Source organism: Vibrio sp. SCSIO 43153 (assembly GCF_023716625.1).
Lineage (GTDB): Bacteria > Pseudomonadota > Gammaproteobacteria > Enterobacterales > Vibrionaceae > Vibrio > Vibrio rotiferianus.
On record NZ_CP071855.1, the window covers coordinates 273,934 to 296,968 of the forward strand.

Consider the following 23,035-nt stretch of genomic DNA (forward strand, 5'->3'; position numbering starts at 1 on the left):
TCGACAGATGCTACAACCTAAACGTACTAAGTTCCGTAAGGTTCAGACAGGTCGTAACCGTGGTCTAGCTAAAGGTACTGATGTAAGCTTCGGCGAATTCGGTCTTAAAGCTGTTGGCCGTGGTCGTCTAACTGCTCGTCAAATTGAAGCGGCACGTCGTGCAATGACACGTCACGTTAAGCGTCAAGGTAAAATCTGGATCCGTGTGTTCCCAGACAAACCAATCACAGAAAAACCACTTGAAGTTCGTCAAGGTAAGGGTAAAGGTAACGTTGAGTACTGGGTAGCCCAAATCCAACCTGGTAAGGTTATGTACGAAATGGGTGGTGTACCTGAAGAATTGGCACGTGAAGCGTTCCGCCTAGCGGCTCGTAAACTGCCATTCAAGACTACATTTGTAACTAAGCAGGTGATGTGATGAAAGCACAAGATCTACGCGAGAAAAGCGTTGAAGAGCTTAACGCTGAGCTATTGAATTTGCTACGCGAACAGTTCAACTTGCGCATGCAAGCTGCAACTGGTCAGCTACAGCAAACTCATACTCTGAAAGCTGTACGCCGTGATATCGCACGTGTGAAAACTGTTTTGACTGAGAAGGCAGGCGCATAATGAGCGAAGTAAAACGTACTCAACAAGGTCGTGTAGTTAGCGACAAGATGGACAAGTCTATCGTAGTTGCTATCGAACGCATGGTGAAACACCCAATTTACGGTAAATTCGTAAAGCGTACGACTAAAGTACACGCACATGACGCGAACAACGAGTGTGGCCTAGGCGACACAGTTGAAATCGCTGAGTGTCGTCCACTGTCTAAGACTAAGTCTTGGACTTTGGTAAAAGTTCTAGAAAAAGCTAAAGGTTAATCCTAGCTAATTCTATGAAACTAAACGGCTCCAAAATTATTTTTGGGGCCGTTTATTTTTTGACTACCCAATTGAAAAAAAGGGTGGTACAATTCGCGTCCCTTTTAAAGAGGCAGCCCGACCCGAGAGGGTCTAGTTTTTTTATAATTTAGCGGAGCACTAACATGATCCAAATGCAAAGTATGCTGGACGCAGCTGATAACTCAGGCGCACGCAGCGTAATGTGTATTAAGGTTCTGGGTGGCTCTCACCGCCGTTATGCACATATCGGTGACGTTATCAAAGTTACTGTTAAGGAAGCAATTCCTCGCGGTAAAGTTAAAAAAGGTGACGTTCTGAAGGCGGTGGTAGTGCGCACCCGTAAAGGCGTACGTCGTCCTGACGGTTCTGTCATTCGCTTCGACCGAAATGCTTGCGTATTGTTGAACGACAATACAGAGCAACCAATCGGTACACGTATCTTTGGTCCTGTGACACGCGAACTTCGTGGCGATAAGTTCATGAAGATCGTTTCACTGGCTCCAGAAGTTCTGTAAGGAGCACGTAGAAATGGCAGCTAAAATCCGTCGTAATGACGAAGTAATCGTTCTTGCTGGTAAAGACAAAGGCAAGAAAGGTAAAGTAACTAAGGTCCTAGCAACTGGTAAAGTTATCGTTGAAGGCATCAACCTTGTTAAGAAACACCAAAAGCCGGTTCCGGCTCTAGGTCAACAAGGTGGTATCGTTGAACAAGAAGCAGCAATCGATGTTTCTAACGTGGCGATCTTTAACGCAGCTACTGGTAAAGCTGACCGTATCGGTTTCCGTTTTGAAGATGGTAAGAAAGTACGTTTCTTTAAATCTAACAACGAAATCGTTTCTAACTAATAGAAGTAATTTGGAGTTCTACTATGGCGAAACTGCATGATTACTACAAGTCGTCTGTAGTCGCTGAACTGACCAAACAGTTTAGCTACACAAGCGTCATGCAAGTCCCTAGAATCGAGAAAATCACCCTAAACATGGGTGTTGGTGAAGCAATCAACGATAAGAAACTGCTAGAAAACGCAGCATCTGATATGGCAACGATCTCTGGTCAAAAGCCACTTATCACTAAAGCGCGTAAATCTGTTGCTGGTTTCAAAATCCGTGAAGGCTACCCTATCGGTTGTAAAGTAACCTTGCGTGGCGAACGTATGTGGGAATTTTTAGAGCGTTTAATCTCTATCGCACTTCCACGTGTACGTGACTTCCGTGGTGTTAGCGCTAAGTCTTTTGACGGTCGCGGTAACTACAGCATGGGCGTTCGCGAGCAAATCATCTTCCCGGAAATCGACTTTGATAAAGTTGATCGAGTACGCGGTCTAGACATCACTATTACGACGTCTGCTGGTACTGATGAGGAAGGCCGTGCTCTGCTGGCTGCCTTTAACTTCCCATTCCGTAAGTAAGGTGAAGGGTTACTGTTATGGCTAAAAATTCAATGAAAGCACGTGAAGCAAAACGTGCGAAGCTAGTAGCTAAGTTCGCTGAAAAGCGTGCGGCGCTAAAAGCTATCATCAGCGATGTAAACGCATCTGAAGAAGATCGTTGGAATGCGGTTCTTACACTGCAATCTCTTCCACGTGATTCAAGTGCATCACGTCAGCGCAACCGTTGTAACCAAACTGGTCGTCCACACGGTTACCTACGTAAGTTCGGTCTAAGCCGTATTAAGGTTCGTGAAGCTTGCATGAAAGGCGAGATTCCGGGTCTTCGTAAGGCTAGCTGGTAATTGCCACTTAATCATTTGGAGTAAATCATATGAGCATGCAAGATCCGATTTCGGATATGCTGACCCGCGTTCGTAACGGTCAGGCAGCAAACAAAGTTGCTGTTAAAATGCCTTCTTCAAAGCTTAAAGTTGCAATCGCTGCACTACTAAAAGCTGAAGGTTACATCGTTGACTTCGCTGTTGAAGGCGAAGCAAAACCTGAGCTAGAAGTTACACTTAAGTACTTCCAAGCAAAACCAGTAATCGAGCAACTTAAACGTGTTTCTCGTCCAGGTCTACGTGTTTACAAGAAGAAAGATCAACTTCCTTCTGTAATGGGTGGTCTTGGTATTGCTATCGTTTCTACTTCCAAGGGTCTGATGTCAGACCGCGCTGCACGTAAAGCAGGTCTTGGCGGTGAAATCATCTGTTACGTAGCTTAATAGGAGTAGACTATGTCTCGTGTTGCAAAAGCACCTGTCGCTATTCCAGCTGGCGTAGAGGTGAAACTAAACGGCCAAGAAATCACTGTAAAAGGTGCTAAAGGCGAACTAACTCGCGTTCTTAACGACGCTGTTGTTATCGCTCAGGAAGAAAACAACCTGACTTTCGGTCCTAAAGAAGGTGTTACTAACGCATGGGCACAAGCTGGTACAGCTCGCGCTCTAGTTAATAACATGGTTGTTGGTGTTACTGAAGGCTTTACTAAGAAGCTAACTCTTAAAGGTGTTGGTTACCGTGCTGCTATTAAAGGCAACGCTGTAGGTCTAACACTAGGCTTCTCTCACCCAGTTGAGCACGAGTTGCCAGCGGGTATTAAAGCTGAATGTCCAAGCCAAACTGAAATCATCATCACTGGTTGTGATAAGCAACTAGTTGGTCAAGTTGCGGCTGACATTCGTTCTTACCGTCAACCTGAGCCTTACAAAGGCAAAGGTGTTCGTTACGCAGATGAAAATGTGCGTACTAAAGAAGCTAAGAAGAAGTAAGGTAACACTATGGATAAGAAAGCATCTCGCATCCGTCGTGCTACACGTGCACGTCGTAAGATTGCAGAACTGGGTGCGACTCGCCTAGTTGTACACCGTACTCCTCGTCACGTGTACGCACAGGTTATCGCGGCTAACGGCTCTGAGGTTATCGCAGCAGCTTCTACTGTAGAAAAAGCGATCCGTGAGCAAGTGAAATACACTGGTAACGTTGATGCAGCTAAAGCAGTAGGTAAAGCTGTTGCAGAACGCGCTCTTGAAAAAGGCGTAACTGCAGTTGCATTTGATCGTTCTGGTTTCCAATACCACGGTCGAGTAGCGGCGCTAGCAGAATCTGCTCGCGAAGCTGGTCTGAAATTCTAAGGTAGGGTTGGAAGATGGCTAAAGAACAACAAGTTCAAGCGAATGATTTGCAAGAAAAGCTAATCGCAGTTAACCGTGTTTCTAAAACGGTTAAAGGCGGTCGAATCATGAGCTTCACTGCACTAACAGTAGTTGGTGACGGTAACGGTCGCGTAGGTTTCGGTTACGGCAAAGCTCGTGAAGTACCTGCAGCGATTCAAAAAGCAATGGAAAAAGCACGTCGTAACATGACTACGATCGCGCTAAACGAAGGCACTCTTCACCACCCAGTGAAAGGTCGCCATTCGGGCTCTAAAGTTTACATGCAGCCTGCTGCAGAAGGTACTGGTGTTATCGCAGGTGGTGCGATGCGTGCAGTACTAGAAGTTGCTGGTGTACACAACGTACTATCTAAAGCATACGGTTCTACGAACCCTATCAACATCGTTCGTGCAACGATCGATGCACTAGGTAGCATGAAGTCACCAGAAATGGTTGCTGCTAAACGTGGTCTAACTGTTGAATCTATTTCGGAGTAAGAACACCATGGCAACTATTAAAGTAACTCAAACTAAAAGCTCAATTGGCCGCCTACCAAAGCACAAAGCTACTTTGCGTGGTCTAGGTCTTCGTAAAATCAACCACACAGTAGAACTTGAAGATACTCCGTGCGTACGCGGTATGATCAACAAGGTTTACTACATGGTTAAAGTTGAGGAGTAATCAGAATGCGTTTGAATACTCTTGCACCGGCTGCGGGCTCTAAGCATGCTCCTAAGCGTGTAGGTCGTGGTATCGGTTCTGGCCTAGGTAAAACTGGTGGCCGTGGTCACAAAGGTCAAAAATCACGTTCTGGCGGTAAAGTTCGTCCAGGTTTCGAAGGCGGTCAGATGCCTCTGAAACAACGTCTACCAAAATTCGGTTTCACTTCTCGTAAGAGCCTAGTGTCTGCTGAAGTTCGTCTAGCTGAGCTAGCGAAAGTTTCTGGTGACGTGGTTGATCTAAACAGCCTTAAAGCTGCTAACATCATCACTAAGAACATCGAATTCGTAAAAGTTGTTCTTTCTGGTGAAATTAACAAAGCAGTGACTGTTAAAGGTCTACGTGTGACTAAAGGCGCTAAAGCTGCAATCGAAGCTGCAGGCGGTAAAATCGAGGAATAATCTCGAGGAACGAGGTACAGATGGCTAAGAAACCAGGACAAGATTTTCGTAGTGCTCAGAGCGGCTTAAGTGAACTAAAGTCGCGCTTGTTATTCGTAATTGGTGCACTTTTAGTATTCCGAGCCGGCTCTTTTGTGCCGATTCCTGGTATTGACGCTGCTGTACTTGCCGATTTGTTCGAACAGCAAAAAGGTACCATCGTTGAAATGTTTAACATGTTCTCCGGTGGTGCTCTTGAGCGTGCATCTATATTAGCATTGGGCATCATGCCGTATATTTCGGCATCTATTGTTGTCCAATTGCTAACTGTAGTTCATCCAGCGTTAGCGGAACTCAAGAAAGAGGGTGAAGCAGGCCGTCGTAAGATCAGCCAATATACACGCTACGGCACGCTTGTACTTGCAACATTCCAAGCTATTGGTATTGCAACTGGCTTACCAAACATGGTCGACAATCTGGTTGTTATGAACCAAACCATGTTTACGCTAATTGCTACCGTAAGTTTAGTAACCGGTACCATGTTCCTAATGTGGTTAGGTGAACAAATTACAGAGCGAGGAATCGGTAATGGTATTTCCATTCTGATTTTTGCAGGTATTGTTGCTGGATTGCCTTCTGCAATCGGTCAAACAATCGAGCAAGCGCGTCAAGGTGAATTGCATGTACTTCTTCTGTTGCTAATTGCGGTATTAGCTTTTGCAGTAATTTACTTCGTTGTTTTCATGGAACGTGGTCAACGCCGTATCGTCGTTAACTACGCTAAGCGTCAACAAGGTCGTAAAGTATTTGCTGCGCAAAGCTCGCACTTGCCACTTAAAATTAATATGGCGGGTGTTATTCCAGCGATTTTCGCATCAAGTATTATCCTGTTCCCAGGAACACTGGCTCAGTGGTTTGGTCAGAACGGTGAGAGCAGCGCGTTCGGTTGGTTAACTGACGTGTCTTTGGCTCTTAGCCCAGGTCAACCGCTGTATGTAATGCTTTATGCAGCAGCGATTATTTTCTTCTGTTTCTTCTACACGGCGTTGGTTTTCAACCCGCGTGAAACAGCAGATAACTTGAAGAAGTCCGGTGCATTCGTACCCGGTATCCGCCCAGGTGAGCAGACAGCTAAGTACATTGATAAAGTGATGACACGTTTAACCCTAGCGGGTGCACTGTACATTACCTTTATCTGTCTGATTCCCGAGTTCATGATGGTCGCGTGGAACGTACGTTTCTACTTCGGCGGTACATCACTACTTATCGTAGTTGTTGTTATCATGGACTTTATGGCACAGGTACAGACTCATCTGATGTCTCAACAGTATGATTCTGTGTTGAAGAAAGCGAATCTGAAAGGCTACGGTCGTTAATTCGACGGTAGACTCAGTTTCAATTACGGAGTTTAGCAATGAAAGTTCGTGCTTCCGTTAAAAAAATCTGCCGTAACTGTAAAGTAATCAAGCGCAACGGTGTTGTTCGCGTGATTTGCAGTGAGCCAAAGCACAAACAGCGCCAAGGCTAATTAGCAGAAATTTTTACTTGAAAACGAAGGTTAGGTCGAGTATATTCCTCGGCCTACCTTTTGCGTGCAAAAGAAGTAGTACTCCGCAGCGTATCCATCACGGGCTTTGCTGCGGCTAATTCTTTTATAGAAACACTTAGGAGTGAATAATGGCCCGTATAGCAGGCATTAACATTCCTGATCAGAAACACGCTGTAATCGCTCTAACGGCGATCTACGGCATCGGTAAAACTCGCTCTCAAGCTATCCTAGCTGAAGTGGGTATTGCTGAAGATGTTAAGATCAGTGAACTAACTGAAGAGCAGATCGATCAACTGCGTGATGGTGTAGCTAAGTACACTGTAGAAGGTGATCTACGTCGTGAAGTATCTATGAACATCAAGCGTCTTATGGACCTTGGCTGTTACCGTGGTCTTCGTCATCGTCGCAGTCTACCACTACGTGGACAGCGTACTAAAACCAACGCTCGCACCCGTAAGGGTCCGCGTAAGCCGATCAAGAAATAATCGGGAAGGTAGAGTACAATGGCTAAACAACCAACTCGCGCTCGTAAGCGCGTACGCAAGCAAGTTGCAGATGGCGTTGCGCACATCCATGCTTCTTTCAATAACACAATCGTAACCATTACTGACCGTCAAGGTAACGCTCTAGCTTGGGCTACTGCAGGTGGTTCTGGTTTCCGTGGTTCTCGTAAGTCTACTCCGTTCGCTGCACAGGTTGCTGCTGAGCGTTGTGCTGAAATGGCTAAAGAATACGGTCTAAAGAACTTGGAAGTTATGGTTAAGGGTCCTGGTCCAGGTCGTGAATCTACTGTTCGCGCTCTGAACGCAGCTGGTTTCCGCATCACAAACATCGTTGATGCTACACCAATCCCTCATAACGGTTGTCGTCCACCTAAGAAACGTCGCGTATAACGTTTTTTAGATTACTGGAGAAAGATCATGGCAAGATATTTGGGTCCTAAGCTGAAGCTTAGCCGTCGTGAAGGCACTGACTTATTCCTTAAGTCTGGTGTTCGCGCGATCGATACCAAGTGTAAAATTGATAACGCACCAGGTGTACACGGCGCTCGTCGCGGTCGTCTATCTGAGTATGGCGTTCAGCTTCGTGAGAAGCAAAAAGTTCGTCGTATGTACGGCGTTCTAGAAAAACAATTCCGTAACTACTACAAAGAAGCTGCACGTCTTAAAGGCAACACAGGTGAGAACCTGCTTCAGCTTCTTGAAGGTCGTCTTGATAACGTAGTTTACCGCATGGGCTTTGGCGCAACTCGCGCAGAAGCACGTCAGCTAGTTAGCCACAAAGCTATCCTAGTTAACGGTAAAGTTGTAAACGTTCCTTCTTTCAAAGTAGCGGCTAATGACGTTGTTTCTATTCGCGAGAAAGCTAAACAGCAAGCTCGTATCAAAGCAGCTCTAGAAGTTGCTGAACAACGTGAAAAACCAACTTGGATTGAAGTAGATGGTGGCAAGATGGAAGGTACATTCAAGCGTATGCCTGAGCGTTCTGATCTATCAGCTGACATCAACGAACAATTGATCGTCGAGCTTTACTCTAAGTAAGGTTTAAACTAAAGAGAGGACACAATGCAGGGTTCTGTAACAGAATTTCTTAAGCCACGTCTAGTTGACATTGAACAAATCAGCTCGACTCACGCAAAAGTAACTCTTGAGCCATTAGAGCGTGGCTTTGGTCATACTCTGGGTAATGCACTTCGCCGTATTCTTCTATCTTCTATGCCAGGTTGTGCTGTAACAGAAGTAGAAATCGAAGGCGTACTTCATGAGTACAGCACTAAAGAAGGCGTTCAAGAAGATATTCTTGAAATTCTTCTAAACCTTAAAGGTTTGGCTGTACGCGTTGCCGAAGGCAAAGATGAAGTGTTCATTACTTTGAACAAATCAGGCTCGGGCCCTGTGGTTGCAGGTGACATCACCCATGACGGTGATGTAGAGATCGCTAACCCTGAACACGTTATTTGTCACCTAACGGATGACAACGCTGAAATCGCAATGCGTATTAAAGTAGAACGTGGTCGTGGTTATGTTCCAGCTTCAGCGCGTATCCATACTGAAGAAGATGAGCGTCCAATCGGTCGCCTACTAGTAGATGCTACTTACAGCCCTGTAGACAAAATTGCCTACGCTGTAGAAGCAGCTCGTGTAGAACAGCGTACTGATCTAGACAAGCTTGTTATCGATATGGAAACAAACGGTACTCTAGAACCTGAGGAAGCAATCCGTCGTGCAGCTACTATCCTAGCTGAACAATTGGATGCGTTCGTAGATCTTCGTGATGTACGTGTACCTGAGGAGAAGGAAGAGAAGCCAGAATTCGATCCGATCCTACTGCGTCCTGTAGACGATCTTGAACTAACAGTTCGCTCTGCTAACTGTTTGAAAGCAGAAGCGATTCACTACATCGGTGATCTAGTACAACGTACTGAGGTTGAGCTACTTAAAACGCCTAACCTTGGTAAAAAATCTCTTACTGAGATTAAAGACGTACTTGCGTCACGTGGTCTGTCTCTGGGCATGCGCCTAGAAAACTGGCCACCTGCATCAATCGCTGAAGATTAATCGATACTAGTTAGAAGGATTAGGTCATGCGCCATCGTAAGAGTGGTCGTCAACTCAACCGCAACAGCTCACATCGCAAAGCGATGTTCAGCAACATGGCTAGCTCTCTAGTACGTCATGAAGTTATCAAGACTACTTTGCCAAAAGCAAAAGAGCTACGTCGCGTAGTTGAGCCTTTGATTACACTAGCTAAGACTGACAGTGTTGCTAACCGTCGTCTAGCATTTGCACGTACTCGTGATAACGAAGTAGTTGCAAAACTGTTTAACGAACTAGGTCCACGTTTTGCTGCTCGTCAGGGCGGTTACACTCGTATCCTAAAAGCTGGCTTCCGTGCTGGTGATAAAGCTCCAATGGCTTACATTGAGCTTGTAGATCGCCCAGCTGCTGAAGAAGCTGCTGAGTAATCTCAGTTCGTAAGAACAAAAAAAGCCGAGCGTTAGCTCGGCTTTTTTGTTTTTGGAAGCTAGGGAAATAACGGCTTATGCCCTGCGAGATTTGCTCGCGAAGAGCAAGTCGGAAGTTACTGGCACTACTGGCCCATATTTGGATTTGATTATCTGAATTCAAAGAAAAAGGGTCGACACTGTGTGCCAACCCTACATAATTTTCTCGCTTCTCGCTTCTCGCTTCTCGCTTCTCGCTTCTCGCTTCTCGCTTCTCGCTTCTCGCTTCTCGCTTCTCGCTTATTTCCAGATAGCACCTAGGCTATCGAGTAGGCCAGAACTTGCACCTTGGCTTTGCAGTGCACTTAAGATTAGGGGAGTAAAAGTGGAAATCAGGGATGGGTCCATACCTAGAGCAGAGAACGCACCTTTTACTGTCTCGTTGTTTGCGATTAAAGCAGACAGGCCACTTGTCTGTAGAGAGTCAAAGCCTGGAACTAGTCCCGCTAGTTCTGAAGTCTCATTATTACCTAGAGAGCTCTGAGCTAAGGCCAATAGTGAACCTACGCCACCAATAGCTTGTTCGGATGACACGTTTGTACTTTTTTGAATGGCAGAAACTAGGTCTGTATCTGCTGCCCCCTGTTTTGACCAAGCTTTAACTGCTCCCATCAGTGCCGCGTTCGCAATTTCACTATAGCCGCTGTCAACGCCTACTTGATTCTCTTTCGATGTGCTTTGACAGCCCATCAATGCGACACTGGCAAGTGCTGCGATAGCCACTTTCTTATACATATCATCTCCTTATTACTTACTGCTAACTATTCTTTCTGAGAATTTGTCTCAGTATTATCCAAAAAAAACGGCGACACAATGTGTCGCCGTTATTAGCTTTGCTAAAAATCCAAATTAAAGGATGTCTAGTAGTTCTACTTCGAATACTAGAGCAGCAAATGGAGGGATAGCAGCACCTGCGCCACGCTCACCGTATGCTAGGTCTTGTGGGATGTATAGTTTCCACTTAGAGCCAACAGGCATTAGTTGAAGAGCTTCAACCCAACCTTTGATTACGCCAGTTACTGGGAACTCAGCAGGTTGACCGCGAGATACAGAGCTGTCGAATACAGTGCCGTCAGTTAGCTCACCGTGGTAGTGAACACGTACTTGAGACGCTGCTGTTGGGATTTCGCCAGTACCTTCAGTGATGATTTCGTACTGAAGACCAGACTCAAGAACGTTTACTTCTGGACGTAGAGCGTTGTCTTTTAGGAACGCTTCGCCGTCAGCTGCTGCTGCTTTAGCTGCTTCTTGACGAACTGCTTCTGCACGAGTGTGTAGCTCTTGCAGTGCGTTGTTGATCTCGTCGATCTCGATAGAAGGCATGTCACCAGTTAGTGCAGTTGCAATACCAGCAGCGATAGCGTCAACGCTAAGGCCTTCTAGACCAGAACCAGCCAGTTGCTGACCCATTTGCAGACCAATACCGTAGCTCGCTTTCTGTTCTGCAGTTTCAAATTTAATTTCAGACATGAATGTCGCTCTTATTAGGAGTGATAAAGGCACAGGATATCAGGTTCGAGCCTCGGTTTAAATGATTGTGCTCGAATGTCGCATTCTGGATCGGAGGGTGTGACTTATCTCTTACTCCAAGTGAAATTTCTGCTAATTTACGCCAAATTACATTTTACTTTGGCGAAAAACATATACTCTCCGCGCTGGTATTTTTATACTGAGATTAGAAGTATTAAAGGACTCATCAGAATGAATCGTCGCAGAAAGAAAAAGCAGCAAGTCGACCACGTCGAATTGATGAAACAAAAGTTCGCTGCTATCGATTGGAAGCAGCCGTTTAACAAAGAGAAGTGGCAGGAAAGAGTACAACCTGTGGCTCAGTTTTGGCAACGCTTTCCAAAACTCCATCAACGTGCACTGATGGTATTAGTGCCAGTGGTGTTGGTGCTTCTGATCATCCCTGTACCCAAAGATACTGAAGCACTTATCGATGATGCTCAAGTTGAGAGTCAACGTGTTGCCATTCAACTGAACGCGCAAAGCTTAAGTGAACAGCGCTCAGCACAGAACTCAGAACCAAAATCGGAACAGTGGAAAGAGTACACGGTTAAAAACGGTGATACGCTGGCCCAAGTATTCCGTAGCAATCAACTTTCGATGGCTGACTTAAACGCCTTGGTCAAAATTGAAGGCAGCGATAAGCCACTGAGCCGGATTAAACAAGGTCAATTGGTTCGCTTTAAGCTCGCTGACGATGGTAAGTTAGATATGCTGCAGCTTGAGAAAAGTGGCGAGTCGGTGATGTTCTTCCGCTTATCTGATGGAACATTCGGGCGCAATAAATAACGTTCATTAACAAGCATTCTGAAGGCGCGATGATTCGCGCCTTTTTTATATCCTTCTGTTTGCTAGTGATAGCATCTCAATCTGATGCCTCTCGATTGGTGAGCCGTCTTCTCTTATTCCATGGCAAGAGCGGTAATACGATCATCAGGATCCCTACCGCAGTCAGCCAATCTGGAATCTCGTCAAACCACCATATCCCAAAGAGTGTTACGAACACTAAGCCAGAGTATTCAGCTAAAGCAATTTCTCCGGCTGGAGCTTTTTGATATGCCAGTACTGCCAAGCCGTTATAGCTTAAGATGCATACTGCACTAGCGATAACTAATACCAATTCCTGCCCCGTCATCGGTTGCCAGTAAAATCCAGCCAGTACTGCAGAGATAGGTAACGAGAATAGAGTGGTCCACCAAAGTGTGGTGACGACAGACTGTTCACTGGGTAGTTTTCTTACCAATATATTGAACATTGCCAGCGTGGTTGCGGTGCCGAGTGCAAACAACGCTGCCCAATGAAAATGATCTGGCCTGAGTACCACTAAGACTCCAAGGAACCCGAAGCAAGTGAACAAGACCTTGCTCAGTGGAGGATGCTCTTTGAGGAACAATATCGACAGCGGCAACATTAAAATCGGCGCTGCGTAAAAGACGGCGTTAGCAGTCGCAAGAGGCAGGTGAGTGACTGCAACCATCATACAGCCGCTACCAATTAATATCAGGTGTGCCCGCAACAAGGTAATAGGTGCTTGCTTCAGGCTACGTTTATTCGGTTGTTGTCTGAGATAGAAAGGTAGGATGAGCAGCAGTGAAGCCAACTGGCGCACAAATATATATTGGAAAGGGCTAATGCCACCTTCAATCAGTTTGACGGCGACATCGGAGAGTGATGCCGCCAAGTTGCCGATAACCAGTAAGAATAACGCCAGGTGGTGGGGTGACATTTAGCTCACTCGGCGCATATCGACATGCGGGATGCCATCTTCAAGGTAGCTTCCGGAAATGACTTCAAAACCATGACTCGCATAGAAAGCCATCAGGTGTTCCTGTGCGCCGATATCTATCGTTTGACCTGCCCAAAGCTGTTGGCAATGTTGTAAGGCTTGCTCAAGCAGTTCATGTCCAAGGCCGCCACCACGAGCGCTTTGCTTGGTTACTACACGACCAATACTGACATTGTCGTATGTGGTACCAGCAGGCAATAGGCGAGCACAGGCAACCAGTTCATCACCTTTGTAACCCAATAGGTGAAAAACGCCTTCCAGTGTATCTTTGCCGTCCAGCTCTGGATAAGGACAGGTTTGCTCCACCACAAAGACATCTACGCGCAGGCGCAGCATCTCGTAGAGTTGTGTCGTCGTCAGTTGAGAGAAAGGTAGGGCAGTCCAGTTGATCATGTTCAATATCCATTAATGAGCGAATGCAGCTGACTTTACGTCGTTTTCTGCTATTACTCATTAACAATGGTTAATTTTCACTGGTCTTCGTGACAAATCTGGCGATAATGTGCCCTCTTTTTCATCCCACCTGAGGATATTTCCCTGTGAGCAAACAAACTTTTGACCAAGTAGGGCTTAATCCAGCGCTACTAGAGACGCTTGAATCATTGAACTACACCCATATGACGCCAATTCAAGCGTTGAGCTTACCTGCGATTTTGAATCAGCGTGATGTGATTGGTCAGGGCAAAACAGGCTCAGGTAAAACGGCGGCGTTTGGTCTTGGCGTATTGTCCAACCTAAACGTGAAGCGTTTCCGTGTACAATCTTTGGTGTTGTGCCCAACGCGTGAACTGGCTGATCAGGTGGCGAAAGAGATCCGTACGTTAGGTCGTGGTATTCACAACATTAAAGTACTGACATTGTGTGGCGGCATGCCAATGGGACCGCAAATCGGTTCACTAGAGCATGGCGCGCATATTCTGGTGGGTACGCCAGGTCGTATCCTTGATCATCTAGAGAAAGGTCGCATTAACCTAGAAGAGCTAAACACGCTGGTACTAGATGAAGCAGACCGCATGCTGGAAATGGGCTTCCAAGACGCCCTTGATGCGATCATTGATGCTGCGCCTAAACAACGTCAAACACTGCTATTCAGTGCGACTTTCCCTGAGAAGATCGAACAGATTGCTCAACGTATTATGCAATCGCCAGAGATGATCAAAGTAGAATCGACACACGATACGTCGAGCATCGCACAGTACTTTTACAACGTTGAAGGTTCAGAAGCACGCGATGAAGCTCTGGCGAACCTACTACTGACGCACCAGCCAGAGTCAGCGGTGGTGTTCTGTAATACCAAGAAAGAAGTACAGAATGTGGCTGATGAACTGCATCACAAAGGCTTCAGTGTGGTGGATCTTCATGGCGATCTAGAACAGCGTGAGCGCGACCAAGCTCTGGTCCAGTTTGCTAACAAGAGTGTCTCTATCCTTGTTGCAACAGACGTAGCGGCGCGTGGTTTGGATGTCGACAATCTTGATGCGGTATTTAACTTTGAATTGTCTCGTGACCCAGAAGTACACGTTCACCGTATTGGTCGTACTGGTCGTGCGGGCAGCAAAGGTTTGGCGTTCAGCTTCTTTGGTGAGAAAGATGGCCTACGTGTGGCTCGCATTGAAGAGTACCTAGATATGGATGTGGTACCAGCAACACTGCCAGCGAAATCAACTCAGCAGCCATACCAAGCGAAGATGGTGACGATTAACATTGATGGCGGTAAGAAACAGAAAGTACGTGCGGGTGATATCCTTGGCTGTTTGACTGGTAAAAATGGTATCACGGGTGCACAAGTGGGTAAGATCCAACTAATGGCGATGCGTTCTTATGTTGCGGTAGAGAAATCTGTGGCGAAGAAAGCACTGCAAACCATCAGCAACGGTAAGATGAAGGGTCGTCAATTCCGTGCTCGTATTCTGAAGTAAGCAGAACTTGATTTAATGCAAAGGCGCTCGACATTGAGCGCCTTTGTTTTTTCCAGCCTATCTGACCTTATTCATTACCTTTCTTTAAGCGTGACTTAATTCGGCTAAGACTGATCGCGGTAATCCCCAAGTAAGCGGCAATCTGGCTATCGGTAATGCGCTGTTCTAAGTCTGGATAATGCTGACAAAACAGTTGGTAGCGCTCTTCTGGTGAGTAGAGCAACATAAAGCGTTCTTTGTTCTCTTTATACATTAATTGAGATTCAAGCAGCTTGAGATAGATAGGGTGTTTTTCTGCACGCCATTGATGTAGCACTTCAATTGGTAAGCAAAACAGATGACAAGGTGTCAGCGTTTCTAATAAGTACGGCGATGGCTGATTCTTGATAAGCCCTTCAAAGCCAATCACCCAATCCTTTTCCCAGTAGAACTCTTTACTGAACTCCTTACCTTTGTCGGTCAGATAACTGGCATGGCACAACCCTTCCAAAACAAAGTAGATGTGCGAGCTGAACTCACCTTGGTGATTGAGAATATGGCGCGTTGGCAGTTCAAGCTGTTGCCCATGTTCAATAAGCTGATTCGCTTCATCTTCAAGGAAGCCATGGTGGATTAAGTCTGAAAAAAGATCGCTGTGCATGTGATAACTCAGAAACGGTTTTCCTCATTCTAACGGTTTTTACTGATAACAAAAAAGCGGCTCATGAGAGCCGCTTGAAATCACTGTCAAACTTGCCTTATTTATTCAGGTCGATTTGGTAAATCGCAAAACCAACTTCGTCAGTTGCGACACGTTTCATCGGGTATTGCCCTTTCTCTTTGATGAACTGCGCGGCTTTATCACTTGGTGAGGTTTCAAAACGAACATCAAGTTTTTTGTCCGATTTGATTGGTGCGAAAGACCAGTTGTTATCTGCGCTTGGTGTTACTTCACCTTGCTCTTTGCTGATGCGAGATATGTAAGCGGCAACTACTGAGCGGTTCTCGTCTGGAGAATCAAACGCGATGAAATCCGGACCAGTGCCTGGGAAGGTTGCGCTATAAGCACGGTAGTTGTTAGTTGCGATGATGAAGTCTTGTTTTGGATCAACTGGCTTACCGTTGTAAGTCAGGTTCACGATACGCTGTGAATCTGGGTTGATCACTTTACAATCCGCATCGTACTTCGGCGGTTGAGTAACATCGATTTGGTAGTTCACACCATCCATCACATCGAAGTTGTAAGTACGGAAGCTATCCCAGTTGATCAAAGACTGAGGTTTATTGCTGTTAACATCAATGTGATTGAATTGACCTGCGCTACACTCTAGCCATTCGTGAACTTCTTTGCCTTTAACCTTCATTGCTACTAGCGTGTTCGGGTAGAGGTAAAGGTCTGCGGCATTACGGAAAGTCAGCTGACCTGACTCTACTTCTGTAAAACCATTTGGATCGTCTTTACGTCCGCCGACTTTAAATGGTGCCGCTGCGCTCAATACAGGAATATCTGCAAGATCTGGGTCGCCTTGGATAAAGCGTTCCACGTAATCTTTCTGCGCTAGGTTTACGATTTGAATCGTTGGATCATCTTGTACAAGCGCTAGGAAGCTGTACATCACATCATTTGCTTTACCGATTGGCTGGTTGACGAATTCACGTGTGCCTTTATGGTCATCAACAAGTGCATCCACGATGCCTTTATCGGCTTCTGCCAAAGATTTCTTGTTAGCTTTATCGAAGATAGGGCGCGCTTCAGATTGACCTTCAACCACTTGCCACTTGCCATCTTTTTCTTTCAGCATCAAGTCCATTACGCCAACGTGGCTACCCCAGCGACCTGGCATGACTGCGGTTACGCCATTAATTGTGCCTTTTGCGTTGTCGACACCCTGCAGCTTGGCAAAGTCTTTACCTGGGAACACGGCGTGAGAGTGACCAAATGCAATCGCATCAATGCCTTCCACTTCTGTGAGATAGTAAACCGAGTTTTCAGCGCCTAGTTTGTATGGGTCAGTCGAAATGCCTGAGTGTGGGATCGCCACAATCACGTCTGCGCCTTCTTTCTTCATCTGAGGAACCAGCTTTTTCGCTGTCTCAGTGATGTCTTCAGCGAAGACTTTTCCTTCTAGATTCTTCTTATCCCATACCATGATTTGCGGTGGTACGAAGCCGATGTAACCCACTTTGATTTCGTGGCTTTGACCATCAGTGTCTTTGAACGTGTGCGTTTTAATGAGATAAGGTTTGAAGTAGTGCTCACCTGTCTTCTTGTCGAAAACGTTAGCACTAACATAAGGGAAGTTTGCACCGTCGATAGAGTTTTTCAGGAACTCAAGACCATAGTTGAATTCGTGGTTACCTATGTTACCCACATCGTAATCCAACTGGTTCATCGCTTTGTATACCGGGTGGATTTCGCCAGCGTTAATCCCTTTCGCTGCCATGTAATCGCCCATTGGGCTGCCTTGAATCAAGTCGCCATTGTCGACCAAAACACTGTTCACGGCTTCTTCACTAGCTTGCTTTACCAGTGTTGCTGCACGGCTAAAACCAATTTGTTGCGAAGGTTGGTCTTTGTAGTAGTCGTAATCCATCACATTGGTGTGAATGTCGGTGGTTTCGATAATACGTAACTTGATGGTGTCCGCCATTGCTGGGCTAGCAAGTGCTAACATGCCACCCAAAACTGCGACGGATAGAGGATTAACAGCCATTTTCATGAAGTGCTCCAATTTAATGGGATAGGGAAGTGTGGCGTACTGTAACAAACTTTTATGTGACGAAACGATTGCTGGAGAGAAAATTGTGATAATTAGATAAGAAATAGCCTAACAATATTCTAGTGTGTTTGCTTTTTGTGCAAATTAGAATGAGACCAAACCAAAGCTTCTTAGCAGTTTTTTGAATAAAAAATGAAATTTTAGAATTTCAGGTAATATAGCCAGCCAGCCATAATGCTGCTCATACCGATATCAATGGATGATGAGCAAGCACATGGCAGTGAACGATTCAGTAACGACTCTCCCAATCAATAAGCCTCGGCTGGTTTCGAATAACCAAGCTGCTGATCTTCCCCGTTTCAGCAAACAATCTCTTCAACCGGGTGAAGTTGCCCTTGTCGGTGCAGGTCCGGGCGACCCAGAGCTATTAACGCTTAAAGCGCTTAACTGCCTGCAACAAGCTGACGTTGTGCTATACGACTATCTAGTGTCTGACGAGATCATGGCGTTAATCCCAAGCGAAACCATTTTGGTATGCGTTGGTAAACGTGCGGGTCACCACAGTGTGCCGCAAGAGAAGACCAACCAACTGCTGGTGGATTTTGCTAAGCAAGGCTACAAAGTGGTACGCATTAAAGGTGGCGATCCATTTGTGTTTGGCCGTGGTGGTGAAGAGTTGGAAGTCTTGGCAGACGCCGGCGTGCGTTTCCAAGTCGTTCCGGGCATTACTGCCGCTGCAGGTGCGACCGCTTATGCCGGAATTCCGCTGACGCATCGTGATTACGCGCAATCAGCACTGTTTGTCACCGGTCATCTGAAAGAAGAAAGTGACGACATGGACTGGTCGACACTAGCTCGTGGGAATCAGACTTTAGTGATCTACATGGGGCTCATGAAATCACACTATATTCAGAATCAGCTCATCAAACATGGTAGGGCAGCCTCAACCCCTATCGCCATCATCGAGCGCGGTACGCAAATCCAGCAAAAAGTTTTCACCGGAGAACTTTCTCAACTATCTGAATTATCTAAAGAAGCTCAAGCTCCGTCTTTGATTGTTGTCGGCGAAGTTGTGCGTCTATCTCAAAAGTTGGACTGGTTTTTGTCTAGTACTGAATTCAACAAAAGTGCTATTGCCAGCTCCATATAATTTCAGACAAAAAATTAGGGACTAATGAGCCTTCAAGCTTAAAAAGGAAAGACAAAACATGGACCAACAACGTTTAACTCACCTTAAACAGCTCGAAGCGGAGAGTATTCATATCATCCGTGAAGTTGCTGCTGAGTTCGATAACCCAGTCATGATGTATTCGATTGGTAAAGATTCATCAGTCATGTTGCATCTTGCGCGTAAAGCCTTCTACCCAGGCAAAATTCCATTCCCACTACTGCACGTAGATACGGATTGGAAATTCCGCGAGATGATAGAGTTTCGTGATCGTACCGCTGAGAAATACGGCTTTGAGCTTTTGGTTCATAAGAACCCAGAAGGTCTAGCAATGGGTTGTAGCCCATTTGTGCACGGCTCTTCAAAGCATACTGACATCATGAAGACTCAAGGTTTGAAGCAAGCTCTGAACAAGTACGGTTTTGATGCAGCATTCGGTGGTGCACGCCGTGATGAAGAGAAGTCTCGTGCAAAAGAACGCGTGTACTCATTCCGTGATAAGAACCATACCTGGGATCCGAAAAACCAACGTCCGGAGCTTTGGAAAACATACAACGGTCAAGTAAACAAGGGGGAGAGCATTCGCGTGTTCCCACTTTCAAACTGGACTGAGCTGGATATCTGGCAATACATCTACCTAGAAAACATCGAGATCGTGCCTCTGTACCTTGCAGACAAGCGACCGGTTGTGGAGCGCGATGGCATGCTGATCATGGTAGACGATGACCGCATGGAGCTAGAACCAGGTGAAGTGATTGAAGAGAAGAGTGTACGTTTCCGTACTTTGGGGTGTTACCCGCTGACTGGCGCGATTGAGTCTGAAGCAAACACGCTAACAGGCATCATCGAAGAAATGCTGGTGGCAACTTCAAGTGAGCGCCAAGGTCGTGCGATCGACCATGATCAGTCAGGATCGATGGAACTTAAGAAACGTCAAGGTTACTTCTAAAGGATCTAAGGAAAGATAATGAACAGTGTAGTTGAAGCTCAATTAGCCGAGCTTGGTATTGAAGGCTATTTAAAACAACACCAGTACAAGTCGTTACTTAGATTCCTGACTTGTGGCTCGGTAGATGACGGTAAAAGTACCCTAATCGGTCGCTTACTCCACGACTCAAAACAAATTTATGAAGATCAGCTAGCGGCAGTTCACTCGGATAGCCAACGCGTAGGCACCACGGGTGAAAAGCCAGATTTGGCATTGCTGGTAGATGGTCTACAAGCAGAGCGCGAGCAGGGCATCACCATTGATGTGGCTTACCGTTACTTCTCGACGCAGAAGCGTAAGTTCATCATTGCTGATACACCAGGGCATGAGCAGTACACGCGTAACATGGCAACAGGCGCATCGACCTGTGATTTGGCTGTGATTCTGGTTGATGCACGCAAAGGTGTGTTGGACCAAACGCGTCGTCACTCATTCATTTCTAACCTACTGGGTTTGAAACATTTCGTTGTAGCGATCAACAAAATGGACTTGGTGGATTATTCACAAGAACGTTTTGAAGAGATCCGCGATGAATACTTACAGTTCTCAGAGAACCTAGCGGGTGAGACGGATATCCAAATCATTCCGTTGTCAGCGCTAGAAGGCGACAACGTAGTAGAGAAAGGACAGAACCTAAGCTGGTTCGAAGGTCCATCTCTGCTTGAGCTACTTGAGACTGTTGACGTTGACCACGAGAAAGGCGAAGGCGACTTCCGTTTCCCTGTTCAGTATGTAAACCGTCCTAACCTCGATTTCCGTGGTTTTTCGGGCACGATTTCATCAGGCTCAGTGAAAGTAGGTGATGCGATTAAGGCGCTGCCATCAGGTAAAACCTCAACCGTAGCACGTATCGTGACTTTTGATGGTGATGTACAGGAAGCACAAGCAGGTCTGGCTGTGACCTTGACTCTGAATGACGAAATCGACATCAGTCGTGGTGATTTATTGGTACTGGAAAATGCGCAAGTAGAATCAACCAACCACTTGTTGGCTGACGTTGTGTGGATGACAGAGCAACCGCTGCAACCGGGTCGTGATTATGACATTAAGATTGCTGGTAAGAAGACGGTGGGTCACGTTGAAGCGATTCGTCACCAGTACGACATCAACAACCTTTCGACTCACGGCGCAGCGGAGTTGCCGCTTAACGGCATTGGCTTGTGTGAGTGGTCGCTGAACGAATCTGTCGCGTTGGATAACTACCAAGATTGTGCTGATACCGGCGGCTTCATCATCATCGATCGTCTAACCAATGTGACAGTTGGTGCGGGCATGGTGAAAGAAAGCTTGGCTGCTGTTGAGCGTGGTCTTGCGGATGTTTCTGCGTTCGAGCTTGAACTCAATGCTCTCGTTCGTAAGCACTTCCCACACTGGGAAGCTAAAGACCTAAGCCTGTTACTGAAGAAGTAATTTGGTTCATCAAGCCTGATGGGGTTGCGAAACCCGTCAGGCTGATTTCCCCCGAATCCAGGATGCTCCGGAAGCCCAAGAAACCGAGCATTCTGGCGTTCTTTTTCGCTTGCTTTGCTTTTTTGTCTGGTTACTCGTTTGTCACTTCGTGCAGCTAAGTTTGCACGAGTTGTTGTGCCCGTATTGGGTTTATTGGTAAGGATTGGCTATGTGGGAACAAGGATTTGTATTAGCGATTTTGCTTGGCATTATCACTTGTTTACTCGTAACCAAACTTAAACCAAGTTATGTGTTTGCTGGCGCTGCCTTTATTGCTTTTATGGCTGGTATGTTAGAGCTCAATACCATTGCGGCAAACTTTACTAACTCTTCACTTCTGACTTTAGTGCTATTAATTCTTGCATCAAGCGCATTAGAAAAAACGTTATTAATTAGTTGGGTCAGTCGCAGTATTTCTGAAGGTAATCTTGGTAGTGTTATTGCCAAACTAGGCTTTTCTACTGCTTTGCTTTCTTCTTTCACTAACAATACAGCGGTGGTGGTGTCATTAATTGGTGCGATAAAACGTAACCAACAGCACGCGCCTTCTAAGCTTTTAATTCCCCTTTCTTATGCGGCGATTTTTGGTGGCACGCTGACGCTAATTGGTACCTCGACCAATTTAATCATCAACAGCTTTGTTGAGGATGCGGGCTTACCAAGCCTGAACTTCTTTACTCCGACTATGGTTGGTTTGGCGGTGCTGGTGGGCGGAGTACTTATTCTTATTCCGCTGAGTTATTTATTGCCAAACTATGATGACCAAAGCCAAGAAGATTTACCTTACTTCTTAGAATCTCGAGTTGAACCGGGATCGCCATTGGTTGGACGTACTATCACGGAAAACAACTTACGCGCACTGAGAAAACTATTCTTGGCTGAAGTGATACGCGATGGTGTCAGTGTTCCGTCGGTCGGACCTGACTTTGTCCTCAATGCCAAAGACCGACTGCTGTTTTGTGGCGATGTAGAGAGCGTGGCGACGCTACAGGAAATCCCTGGTTTAACGTTGTTTGGCCATCAACACCTCAATGGTCAGAATTTTATGGAAGTGGTGGTGAGTTCATCGGCGACTTTCTGCCATAAAACACTTAAAGAGAGTCGCTTCCGTGATCGCTTCGATGCCGTTGTCGTAGCAATTCGTCGTGGCCATGAGCGTCTTGAAGGTGGCTTAGGCAACATTACCTTAGCTGCGGGTGATACGTTAGTTTTGGTTCCCGGTAAGCGCTTTGAGACGGAACGCCGCGCGCATCGAAAAGAGTTTGTGTTGGTGAACGATCTGGATTCGAGTGCACGCTTGGATGCCAACAAATCTGCCTTGGTGTTGTTTGGCTTTGCTGCCGTGATTGGCTGTGCACTGCTGGAACTCGTACCTATTATCAAAGGTCTGGCGGCGTATTTGATTGCGCTACTTGCCTTTGGCGTGATTCAGCTTTCCGAACTTCGTCGTCGCTTCCCAATTGATATCGTGGTGATTGTGGGTTCAGCGTTATCTATTGCGCAATTGATGATTTCATCCGGCTTGTCGGTGCGTATGGGCAATATGTTTATCGAAGCCTTTAATGGCTGGGGCGTGTTTGGCGCTTTAGTCGCCACTTACATCATGACTTTGGTGTTAACTGAGCTCGTGACCAACAATGCAGCGGCGGCGCTGTCTTTCCCTATTGGCTACAGTATGGCGGTAGGTTATGGCGTTGACCCAATGCCTTTCATAATGGCGGTGCTGTTTGGCGCCAGTGCCAGCTTTATTTCTCCTTACGGATACCAAACCAACCTGTTGGTGTACAGCGTAGGGAATTACAAATTGACCGATTATGTGCGAATTGGCGTGCCGATTTCCATCGTGTATTCAGTGTTAGTACTGACGCTGATTCCGGTCTTCTTTCCGTTTTAATC

Annotated in this window: 32 protein-coding genes; 26 read left to right on the plus strand and 6 right to left on the minus strand. The window is 46.2% G+C overall.

The features are described from left to right. Positions 1–7: 7 nt before the first annotated feature. From rplP to rplQ, 20 genes are all read left to right on the plus strand, one after another. A complete protein-coding gene (gene rplP / locus J4N37_RS01275; RefSeq protein ID WP_005379577.1) occupies positions 8–418 on the plus strand; it encodes a 50S ribosomal protein L16 in 411 nt (136 codons plus the stop codon). Beyond that, a complete protein-coding gene (rpmC, locus tag J4N37_RS01280) occupies positions 418–609 on the plus strand; it encodes a 50S ribosomal protein L29 (protein WP_004410456.1) in 192 nt (63 codons plus the stop codon). The genes rplP and rpmC overlap by 1 nt, the downstream gene beginning before the upstream one ends. After that, the gene (gene rpsQ, locus J4N37_RS01285; protein WP_010445317.1) at positions 609–863 is read left to right on the plus strand and encodes a 30S ribosomal protein S17; all 255 of its coding nucleotides are present in this window, start codon (positions 609–611) and stop codon (positions 861–863) included. Before rpmC ends, rpsQ begins: the two co-directional genes overlap by 1 nt. A gap of 164 nt (positions 864–1,027) precedes the next feature. Then, complete coding sequence (gene rplN / locus J4N37_RS01290; RefSeq protein ID WP_004410450.1) at positions 1,028–1,399, plus strand: 50S ribosomal protein L14; 372 nt, start codon at positions 1,028–1,030, stop codon at positions 1,397–1,399. A gap of 13 nt (positions 1,400–1,412) precedes the next feature. Then, positions 1,413–1,730 (plus strand): 50S ribosomal protein L24, encoded by a 318-nt coding sequence (gene rplX, locus J4N37_RS01295; protein ID WP_010445323.1) that lies wholly within the window; start codon positions 1,413–1,415, stop codon positions 1,728–1,730. A 23-nt stretch (positions 1,731–1,753) separates the two neighbouring features. Next, complete coding sequence (rplE, locus tag J4N37_RS01300; RefSeq protein WP_010445325.1) at positions 1,754–2,293, plus strand: 50S ribosomal protein L5; 540 nt, start codon at positions 1,754–1,756, stop codon at positions 2,291–2,293. Positions 2,294–2,310: 17 nt separating this feature from the next. Further along, on the plus strand, positions 2,311–2,616 hold the full coding sequence (gene rpsN, locus J4N37_RS01305) for a 30S ribosomal protein S14 (RefSeq protein ID WP_004410442.1): 306 nt from the start codon (positions 2,311–2,313) through the stop codon (positions 2,614–2,616). A gap of 29 nt (positions 2,617–2,645) precedes the next feature. Beyond that, a complete protein-coding gene (gene rpsH, locus J4N37_RS01310) occupies positions 2,646–3,038 on the plus strand; it encodes a 30S ribosomal protein S8 (RefSeq protein ID WP_005450567.1) in 393 nt (130 codons plus the stop codon). A 12-nt stretch (positions 3,039–3,050) separates the two neighbouring features. Further along, positions 3,051–3,584, plus strand: coding sequence for a 50S ribosomal protein L6 (gene rplF, locus J4N37_RS01315; protein ID WP_010445333.1), 534 nt, complete (start codon positions 3,051–3,053; stop codon positions 3,582–3,584). Between the two features lie 9 nt (positions 3,585–3,593). Continuing rightward, a complete protein-coding gene (gene rplR, locus J4N37_RS01320; protein ID WP_005435088.1) occupies positions 3,594–3,947 on the plus strand; it encodes a 50S ribosomal protein L18 in 354 nt (117 codons plus the stop codon). 14 nt (positions 3,948–3,961) lie between these two features. After that, entirely contained in the window at positions 3,962–4,465 is a 504-nt protein-coding gene (gene rpsE / locus J4N37_RS01325; RefSeq protein ID WP_004745894.1) for a 30S ribosomal protein S5, read from the plus strand. Positions 4,466–4,472: 7 nt separating this feature from the next. Then, positions 4,473–4,649, plus strand: a complete 177-nt coding sequence (gene rpmD / locus J4N37_RS01330; protein ID WP_000201159.1) for a 50S ribosomal protein L30 — start codon at positions 4,473–4,475, stop codon at positions 4,647–4,649. Between the two features lie 5 nt (positions 4,650–4,654). Further along, entirely contained in the window at positions 4,655–5,089 is a 435-nt protein-coding gene (rplO, locus tag J4N37_RS01335; protein WP_005450562.1) for a 50S ribosomal protein L15, read from the plus strand. Positions 5,090–5,109: 20 nt separating this feature from the next. Further along, complete coding sequence (gene secY / locus J4N37_RS01340) at positions 5,110–6,444, plus strand: preprotein translocase subunit SecY (protein WP_005435093.1); 1,335 nt, start codon at positions 5,110–5,112, stop codon at positions 6,442–6,444. 38 nt (positions 6,445–6,482) lie between these two features. Next, positions 6,483–6,596: a 50S ribosomal protein L36 gene (gene rpmJ, locus J4N37_RS01345; RefSeq protein WP_000868186.1), complete on the plus strand. Its 114-nt coding sequence runs from the start codon at positions 6,483–6,485 to the stop codon at positions 6,594–6,596. A gap of 149 nt (positions 6,597–6,745) precedes the next feature. After that, complete coding sequence (gene rpsM, locus J4N37_RS01350; protein WP_005450559.1) at positions 6,746–7,102, plus strand: 30S ribosomal protein S13; 357 nt, start codon at positions 6,746–6,748, stop codon at positions 7,100–7,102. Positions 7,103–7,120: 18 nt separating this feature from the next. Beyond that, positions 7,121–7,510, plus strand: coding sequence for a 30S ribosomal protein S11 (gene rpsK / locus J4N37_RS01355; protein ID WP_001118870.1), 390 nt, complete (start codon positions 7,121–7,123; stop codon positions 7,508–7,510). A 27-nt stretch (positions 7,511–7,537) separates the two neighbouring features. After that, entirely contained in the window at positions 7,538–8,158 is a 621-nt protein-coding gene (rpsD, locus tag J4N37_RS01360) for a 30S ribosomal protein S4 (RefSeq protein WP_005383146.1), read from the plus strand. A gap of 24 nt (positions 8,159–8,182) precedes the next feature. After that, a complete protein-coding gene (locus tag J4N37_RS01365) occupies positions 8,183–9,175 on the plus strand; it encodes a DNA-directed RNA polymerase subunit alpha (RefSeq protein ID WP_010445384.1) in 993 nt (330 codons plus the stop codon). A 26-nt stretch (positions 9,176–9,201) separates the two neighbouring features. Beyond that, a complete protein-coding gene (rplQ, locus tag J4N37_RS01370) occupies positions 9,202–9,582 on the plus strand; it encodes a 50S ribosomal protein L17 (protein ID WP_005383141.1) in 381 nt (126 codons plus the stop codon). 279 nt (positions 9,583–9,861) lie between these two features. Here the strand turns inward: rplQ and J4N37_RS01375 are convergent, their stop codons facing one another. Together J4N37_RS01375 and bamJ are read right to left on the minus strand one after the other, a co-directional pair. Further along, positions 9,862–10,356: a DUF2780 domain-containing protein gene (locus J4N37_RS01375; RefSeq protein ID WP_038885362.1), complete on the minus strand. Its 495-nt coding sequence runs from the start codon at positions 10,354–10,356 to the stop codon at positions 9,862–9,864. Between the two features lie 114 nt (positions 10,357–10,470). After that, on the minus strand, positions 10,471–11,091 hold the full coding sequence (bamJ, locus tag J4N37_RS01380) for a BamJ family beta-barrel-assembly machinery protein (RefSeq protein WP_005437303.1): 621 nt from the start codon (positions 11,089–11,091) through the stop codon (positions 10,471–10,473). Between the two features lie 231 nt (positions 11,092–11,322). Between bamJ and J4N37_RS01385 the strand changes: the two genes are divergently transcribed. Continuing rightward, positions 11,323–11,919 (plus strand): LysM-like peptidoglycan-binding domain-containing protein, encoded by a 597-nt coding sequence (locus J4N37_RS01385; protein ID WP_010445390.1) that lies wholly within the window; start codon positions 11,323–11,325, stop codon positions 11,917–11,919. Positions 11,920–11,995: 76 nt separating this feature from the next. Here J4N37_RS01385 and J4N37_RS01390 read toward each other — a convergent pair whose 3' ends face one another. Both J4N37_RS01390 and J4N37_RS01395 read right to left on the minus strand, forming a co-directional pair. Next, positions 11,996–12,856, minus strand: coding sequence for a DMT family transporter (locus J4N37_RS01390; protein ID WP_071234897.1), 861 nt, complete (start codon positions 12,854–12,856; stop codon positions 11,996–11,998). Continuing rightward, positions 12,857–13,309, minus strand: coding sequence for a GNAT family N-acetyltransferase (locus J4N37_RS01395; protein ID WP_143691836.1), 453 nt, complete (start codon positions 13,307–13,309; stop codon positions 12,857–12,859). It abuts the gene before it with no gap. Between the two features lie 146 nt (positions 13,310–13,455). Between J4N37_RS01395 and dbpA the strand changes: the two genes are divergently transcribed. Continuing rightward, positions 13,456–14,835, plus strand: coding sequence for an ATP-dependent RNA helicase DbpA (gene dbpA, locus J4N37_RS01400; RefSeq protein ID WP_005430562.1), 1,380 nt, complete (start codon positions 13,456–13,458; stop codon positions 14,833–14,835). A gap of 67 nt (positions 14,836–14,902) precedes the next feature. Here dbpA and J4N37_RS01405 read toward each other — a convergent pair whose 3' ends face one another. Together J4N37_RS01405 and cpdB are read right to left on the minus strand one after the other, a co-directional pair. Beyond that, positions 14,903–15,475: a Crp/Fnr family transcriptional regulator gene (locus J4N37_RS01405; RefSeq protein ID WP_138940806.1), complete on the minus strand. Its 573-nt coding sequence runs from the start codon at positions 15,473–15,475 to the stop codon at positions 14,903–14,905. Positions 15,476–15,572: 97 nt separating this feature from the next. Then, a complete protein-coding gene (gene cpdB / locus J4N37_RS01410) occupies positions 15,573–17,534 on the minus strand; it encodes a 2',3'-cyclic-nucleotide 2'-phosphodiesterase (protein ID WP_252041530.1) in 1,962 nt (653 codons plus the stop codon). 274 nt (positions 17,535–17,808) lie between these two features. Between cpdB and cobA the strand changes: the two genes are divergently transcribed. From cobA to J4N37_RS01430, 4 genes are all read left to right on the plus strand, one after another. Next, the gene (gene cobA / locus J4N37_RS01415) at positions 17,809–18,684 is read left to right on the plus strand and encodes a uroporphyrinogen-III C-methyltransferase (protein WP_045402724.1); all 876 of its coding nucleotides are present in this window, start codon (positions 17,809–17,811) and stop codon (positions 18,682–18,684) included. A gap of 58 nt (positions 18,685–18,742) precedes the next feature. Then, a complete protein-coding gene (gene cysD / locus J4N37_RS01420) occupies positions 18,743–19,651 on the plus strand; it encodes a sulfate adenylyltransferase subunit CysD (RefSeq protein ID WP_005450539.1) in 909 nt (302 codons plus the stop codon). A gap of 18 nt (positions 19,652–19,669) precedes the next feature. Then, the gene (gene cysN / locus J4N37_RS01425; protein ID WP_252041531.1) at positions 19,670–21,100 is read left to right on the plus strand and encodes a sulfate adenylyltransferase subunit CysN; all 1,431 of its coding nucleotides are present in this window, start codon (positions 19,670–19,672) and stop codon (positions 21,098–21,100) included. Positions 21,101–21,308: 208 nt separating this feature from the next. Continuing rightward, complete coding sequence (locus J4N37_RS01430) at positions 21,309–23,033, plus strand: SLC13 family permease (RefSeq protein WP_252041532.1); 1,725 nt, start codon at positions 21,309–21,311, stop codon at positions 23,031–23,033. The last annotated feature ends 2 nt before the right edge of the window (positions 23,034–23,035 follow it).

What these genes read in the sequence shown, in the direction of transcription:
- rplP (WP_005379577.1), top strand. Translation starts at nt 8, where the DNA reads ATGCTACAACCTAAACGTACTAAGTTCCGTAAGGTTCAGACAGGTCGT.
- rpmC (WP_004410456.1), top strand. Translation starts at nt 418, where the DNA reads ATGAAAGCACAAGATCTACGCGAGAAAAGCGTTGAAGAGCTTAACGCT.
- rpsQ (WP_010445317.1), top strand. Translation starts at nt 609, where the DNA reads ATGAGCGAAGTAAAACGTACTCAACAAGGTCGTGTAGTTAGCGACAAG.
- rplN (WP_004410450.1), top strand. Translation starts at nt 1,028, where the DNA reads ATGATCCAAATGCAAAGTATGCTGGACGCAGCTGATAACTCAGGCGCA.
- rplX (WP_010445323.1), top strand. Translation starts at nt 1,413, where the DNA reads ATGGCAGCTAAAATCCGTCGTAATGACGAAGTAATCGTTCTTGCTGGT.
- rplE (WP_010445325.1), top strand. Translation starts at nt 1,754, where the DNA reads ATGGCGAAACTGCATGATTACTACAAGTCGTCTGTAGTCGCTGAACTG.
- rpsN (WP_004410442.1), top strand. Translation starts at nt 2,311, where the DNA reads ATGGCTAAAAATTCAATGAAAGCACGTGAAGCAAAACGTGCGAAGCTA.
- rpsH (WP_005450567.1), top strand. Translation starts at nt 2,646, where the DNA reads ATGAGCATGCAAGATCCGATTTCGGATATGCTGACCCGCGTTCGTAAC.
- rplF (WP_010445333.1), top strand. Translation starts at nt 3,051, where the DNA reads ATGTCTCGTGTTGCAAAAGCACCTGTCGCTATTCCAGCTGGCGTAGAG.
- rplR (WP_005435088.1), top strand. Translation starts at nt 3,594, where the DNA reads ATGGATAAGAAAGCATCTCGCATCCGTCGTGCTACACGTGCACGTCGT.
- rpsE (WP_004745894.1), top strand. Translation starts at nt 3,962, where the DNA reads ATGGCTAAAGAACAACAAGTTCAAGCGAATGATTTGCAAGAAAAGCTA.
- rpmD (WP_000201159.1), top strand. Translation starts at nt 4,473, where the DNA reads ATGGCAACTATTAAAGTAACTCAAACTAAAAGCTCAATTGGCCGCCTA.
- rplO (WP_005450562.1), top strand. Translation starts at nt 4,655, where the DNA reads ATGCGTTTGAATACTCTTGCACCGGCTGCGGGCTCTAAGCATGCTCCT.
- secY (WP_005435093.1), top strand. Translation starts at nt 5,110, where the DNA reads ATGGCTAAGAAACCAGGACAAGATTTTCGTAGTGCTCAGAGCGGCTTA.
- rpmJ (WP_000868186.1), top strand. Translation starts at nt 6,483, where the DNA reads ATGAAAGTTCGTGCTTCCGTTAAAAAAATCTGCCGTAACTGTAAAGTA.
- rpsM (WP_005450559.1), top strand. Translation starts at nt 6,746, where the DNA reads ATGGCCCGTATAGCAGGCATTAACATTCCTGATCAGAAACACGCTGTA.
- rpsK (WP_001118870.1), top strand. Translation starts at nt 7,121, where the DNA reads ATGGCTAAACAACCAACTCGCGCTCGTAAGCGCGTACGCAAGCAAGTT.
- rpsD (WP_005383146.1), top strand. Translation starts at nt 7,538, where the DNA reads ATGGCAAGATATTTGGGTCCTAAGCTGAAGCTTAGCCGTCGTGAAGGC.
- J4N37_RS01365 (WP_010445384.1), top strand. Translation starts at nt 8,183, where the DNA reads ATGCAGGGTTCTGTAACAGAATTTCTTAAGCCACGTCTAGTTGACATT.
- rplQ (WP_005383141.1), top strand. Translation starts at nt 9,202, where the DNA reads ATGCGCCATCGTAAGAGTGGTCGTCAACTCAACCGCAACAGCTCACAT.
- J4N37_RS01375 (WP_038885362.1), bottom strand. Translation starts at nt 10,356, where the DNA reads ATGTATAAGAAAGTGGCTATCGCAGCACTTGCCAGTGTCGCATTGATG.
- bamJ (WP_005437303.1), bottom strand. Translation starts at nt 11,091, where the DNA reads ATGTCTGAAATTAAATTTGAAACTGCAGAACAGAAAGCGAGCTACGGT.
- J4N37_RS01385 (WP_010445390.1), top strand. Translation starts at nt 11,323, where the DNA reads ATGAATCGTCGCAGAAAGAAAAAGCAGCAAGTCGACCACGTCGAATTG.
- J4N37_RS01390 (WP_071234897.1), bottom strand. Translation starts at nt 12,856, where the DNA reads ATGTCACCCCACCACCTGGCGTTATTCTTACTGGTTATCGGCAACTTG.
- J4N37_RS01395 (WP_143691836.1), bottom strand. Translation starts at nt 13,309, where the DNA reads ATGATCAACTGGACTGCCCTACCTTTCTCTCAACTGACGACGACACAA.
- J4N37_RS01405 (WP_138940806.1), bottom strand. Translation starts at nt 15,475, where the DNA reads ATGCACAGCGATCTTTTTTCAGACTTAATCCACCATGGCTTCCTTGAA.
- cpdB (WP_252041530.1), bottom strand. Translation starts at nt 17,534, where the DNA reads ATGAAAATGGCTGTTAATCCTCTATCCGTCGCAGTTTTGGGTGGCATG.
- cobA (WP_045402724.1), top strand. Translation starts at nt 17,809, where the DNA reads ATGGCAGTGAACGATTCAGTAACGACTCTCCCAATCAATAAGCCTCGG.
- cysD (WP_005450539.1), top strand. Translation starts at nt 18,743, where the DNA reads ATGGACCAACAACGTTTAACTCACCTTAAACAGCTCGAAGCGGAGAGT.
- cysN (WP_252041531.1), top strand. Translation starts at nt 19,670, where the DNA reads ATGAACAGTGTAGTTGAAGCTCAATTAGCCGAGCTTGGTATTGAAGGC.
- J4N37_RS01430 (WP_252041532.1), top strand. Translation starts at nt 21,309, where the DNA reads ATGTGGGAACAAGGATTTGTATTAGCGATTTTGCTTGGCATTATCACT.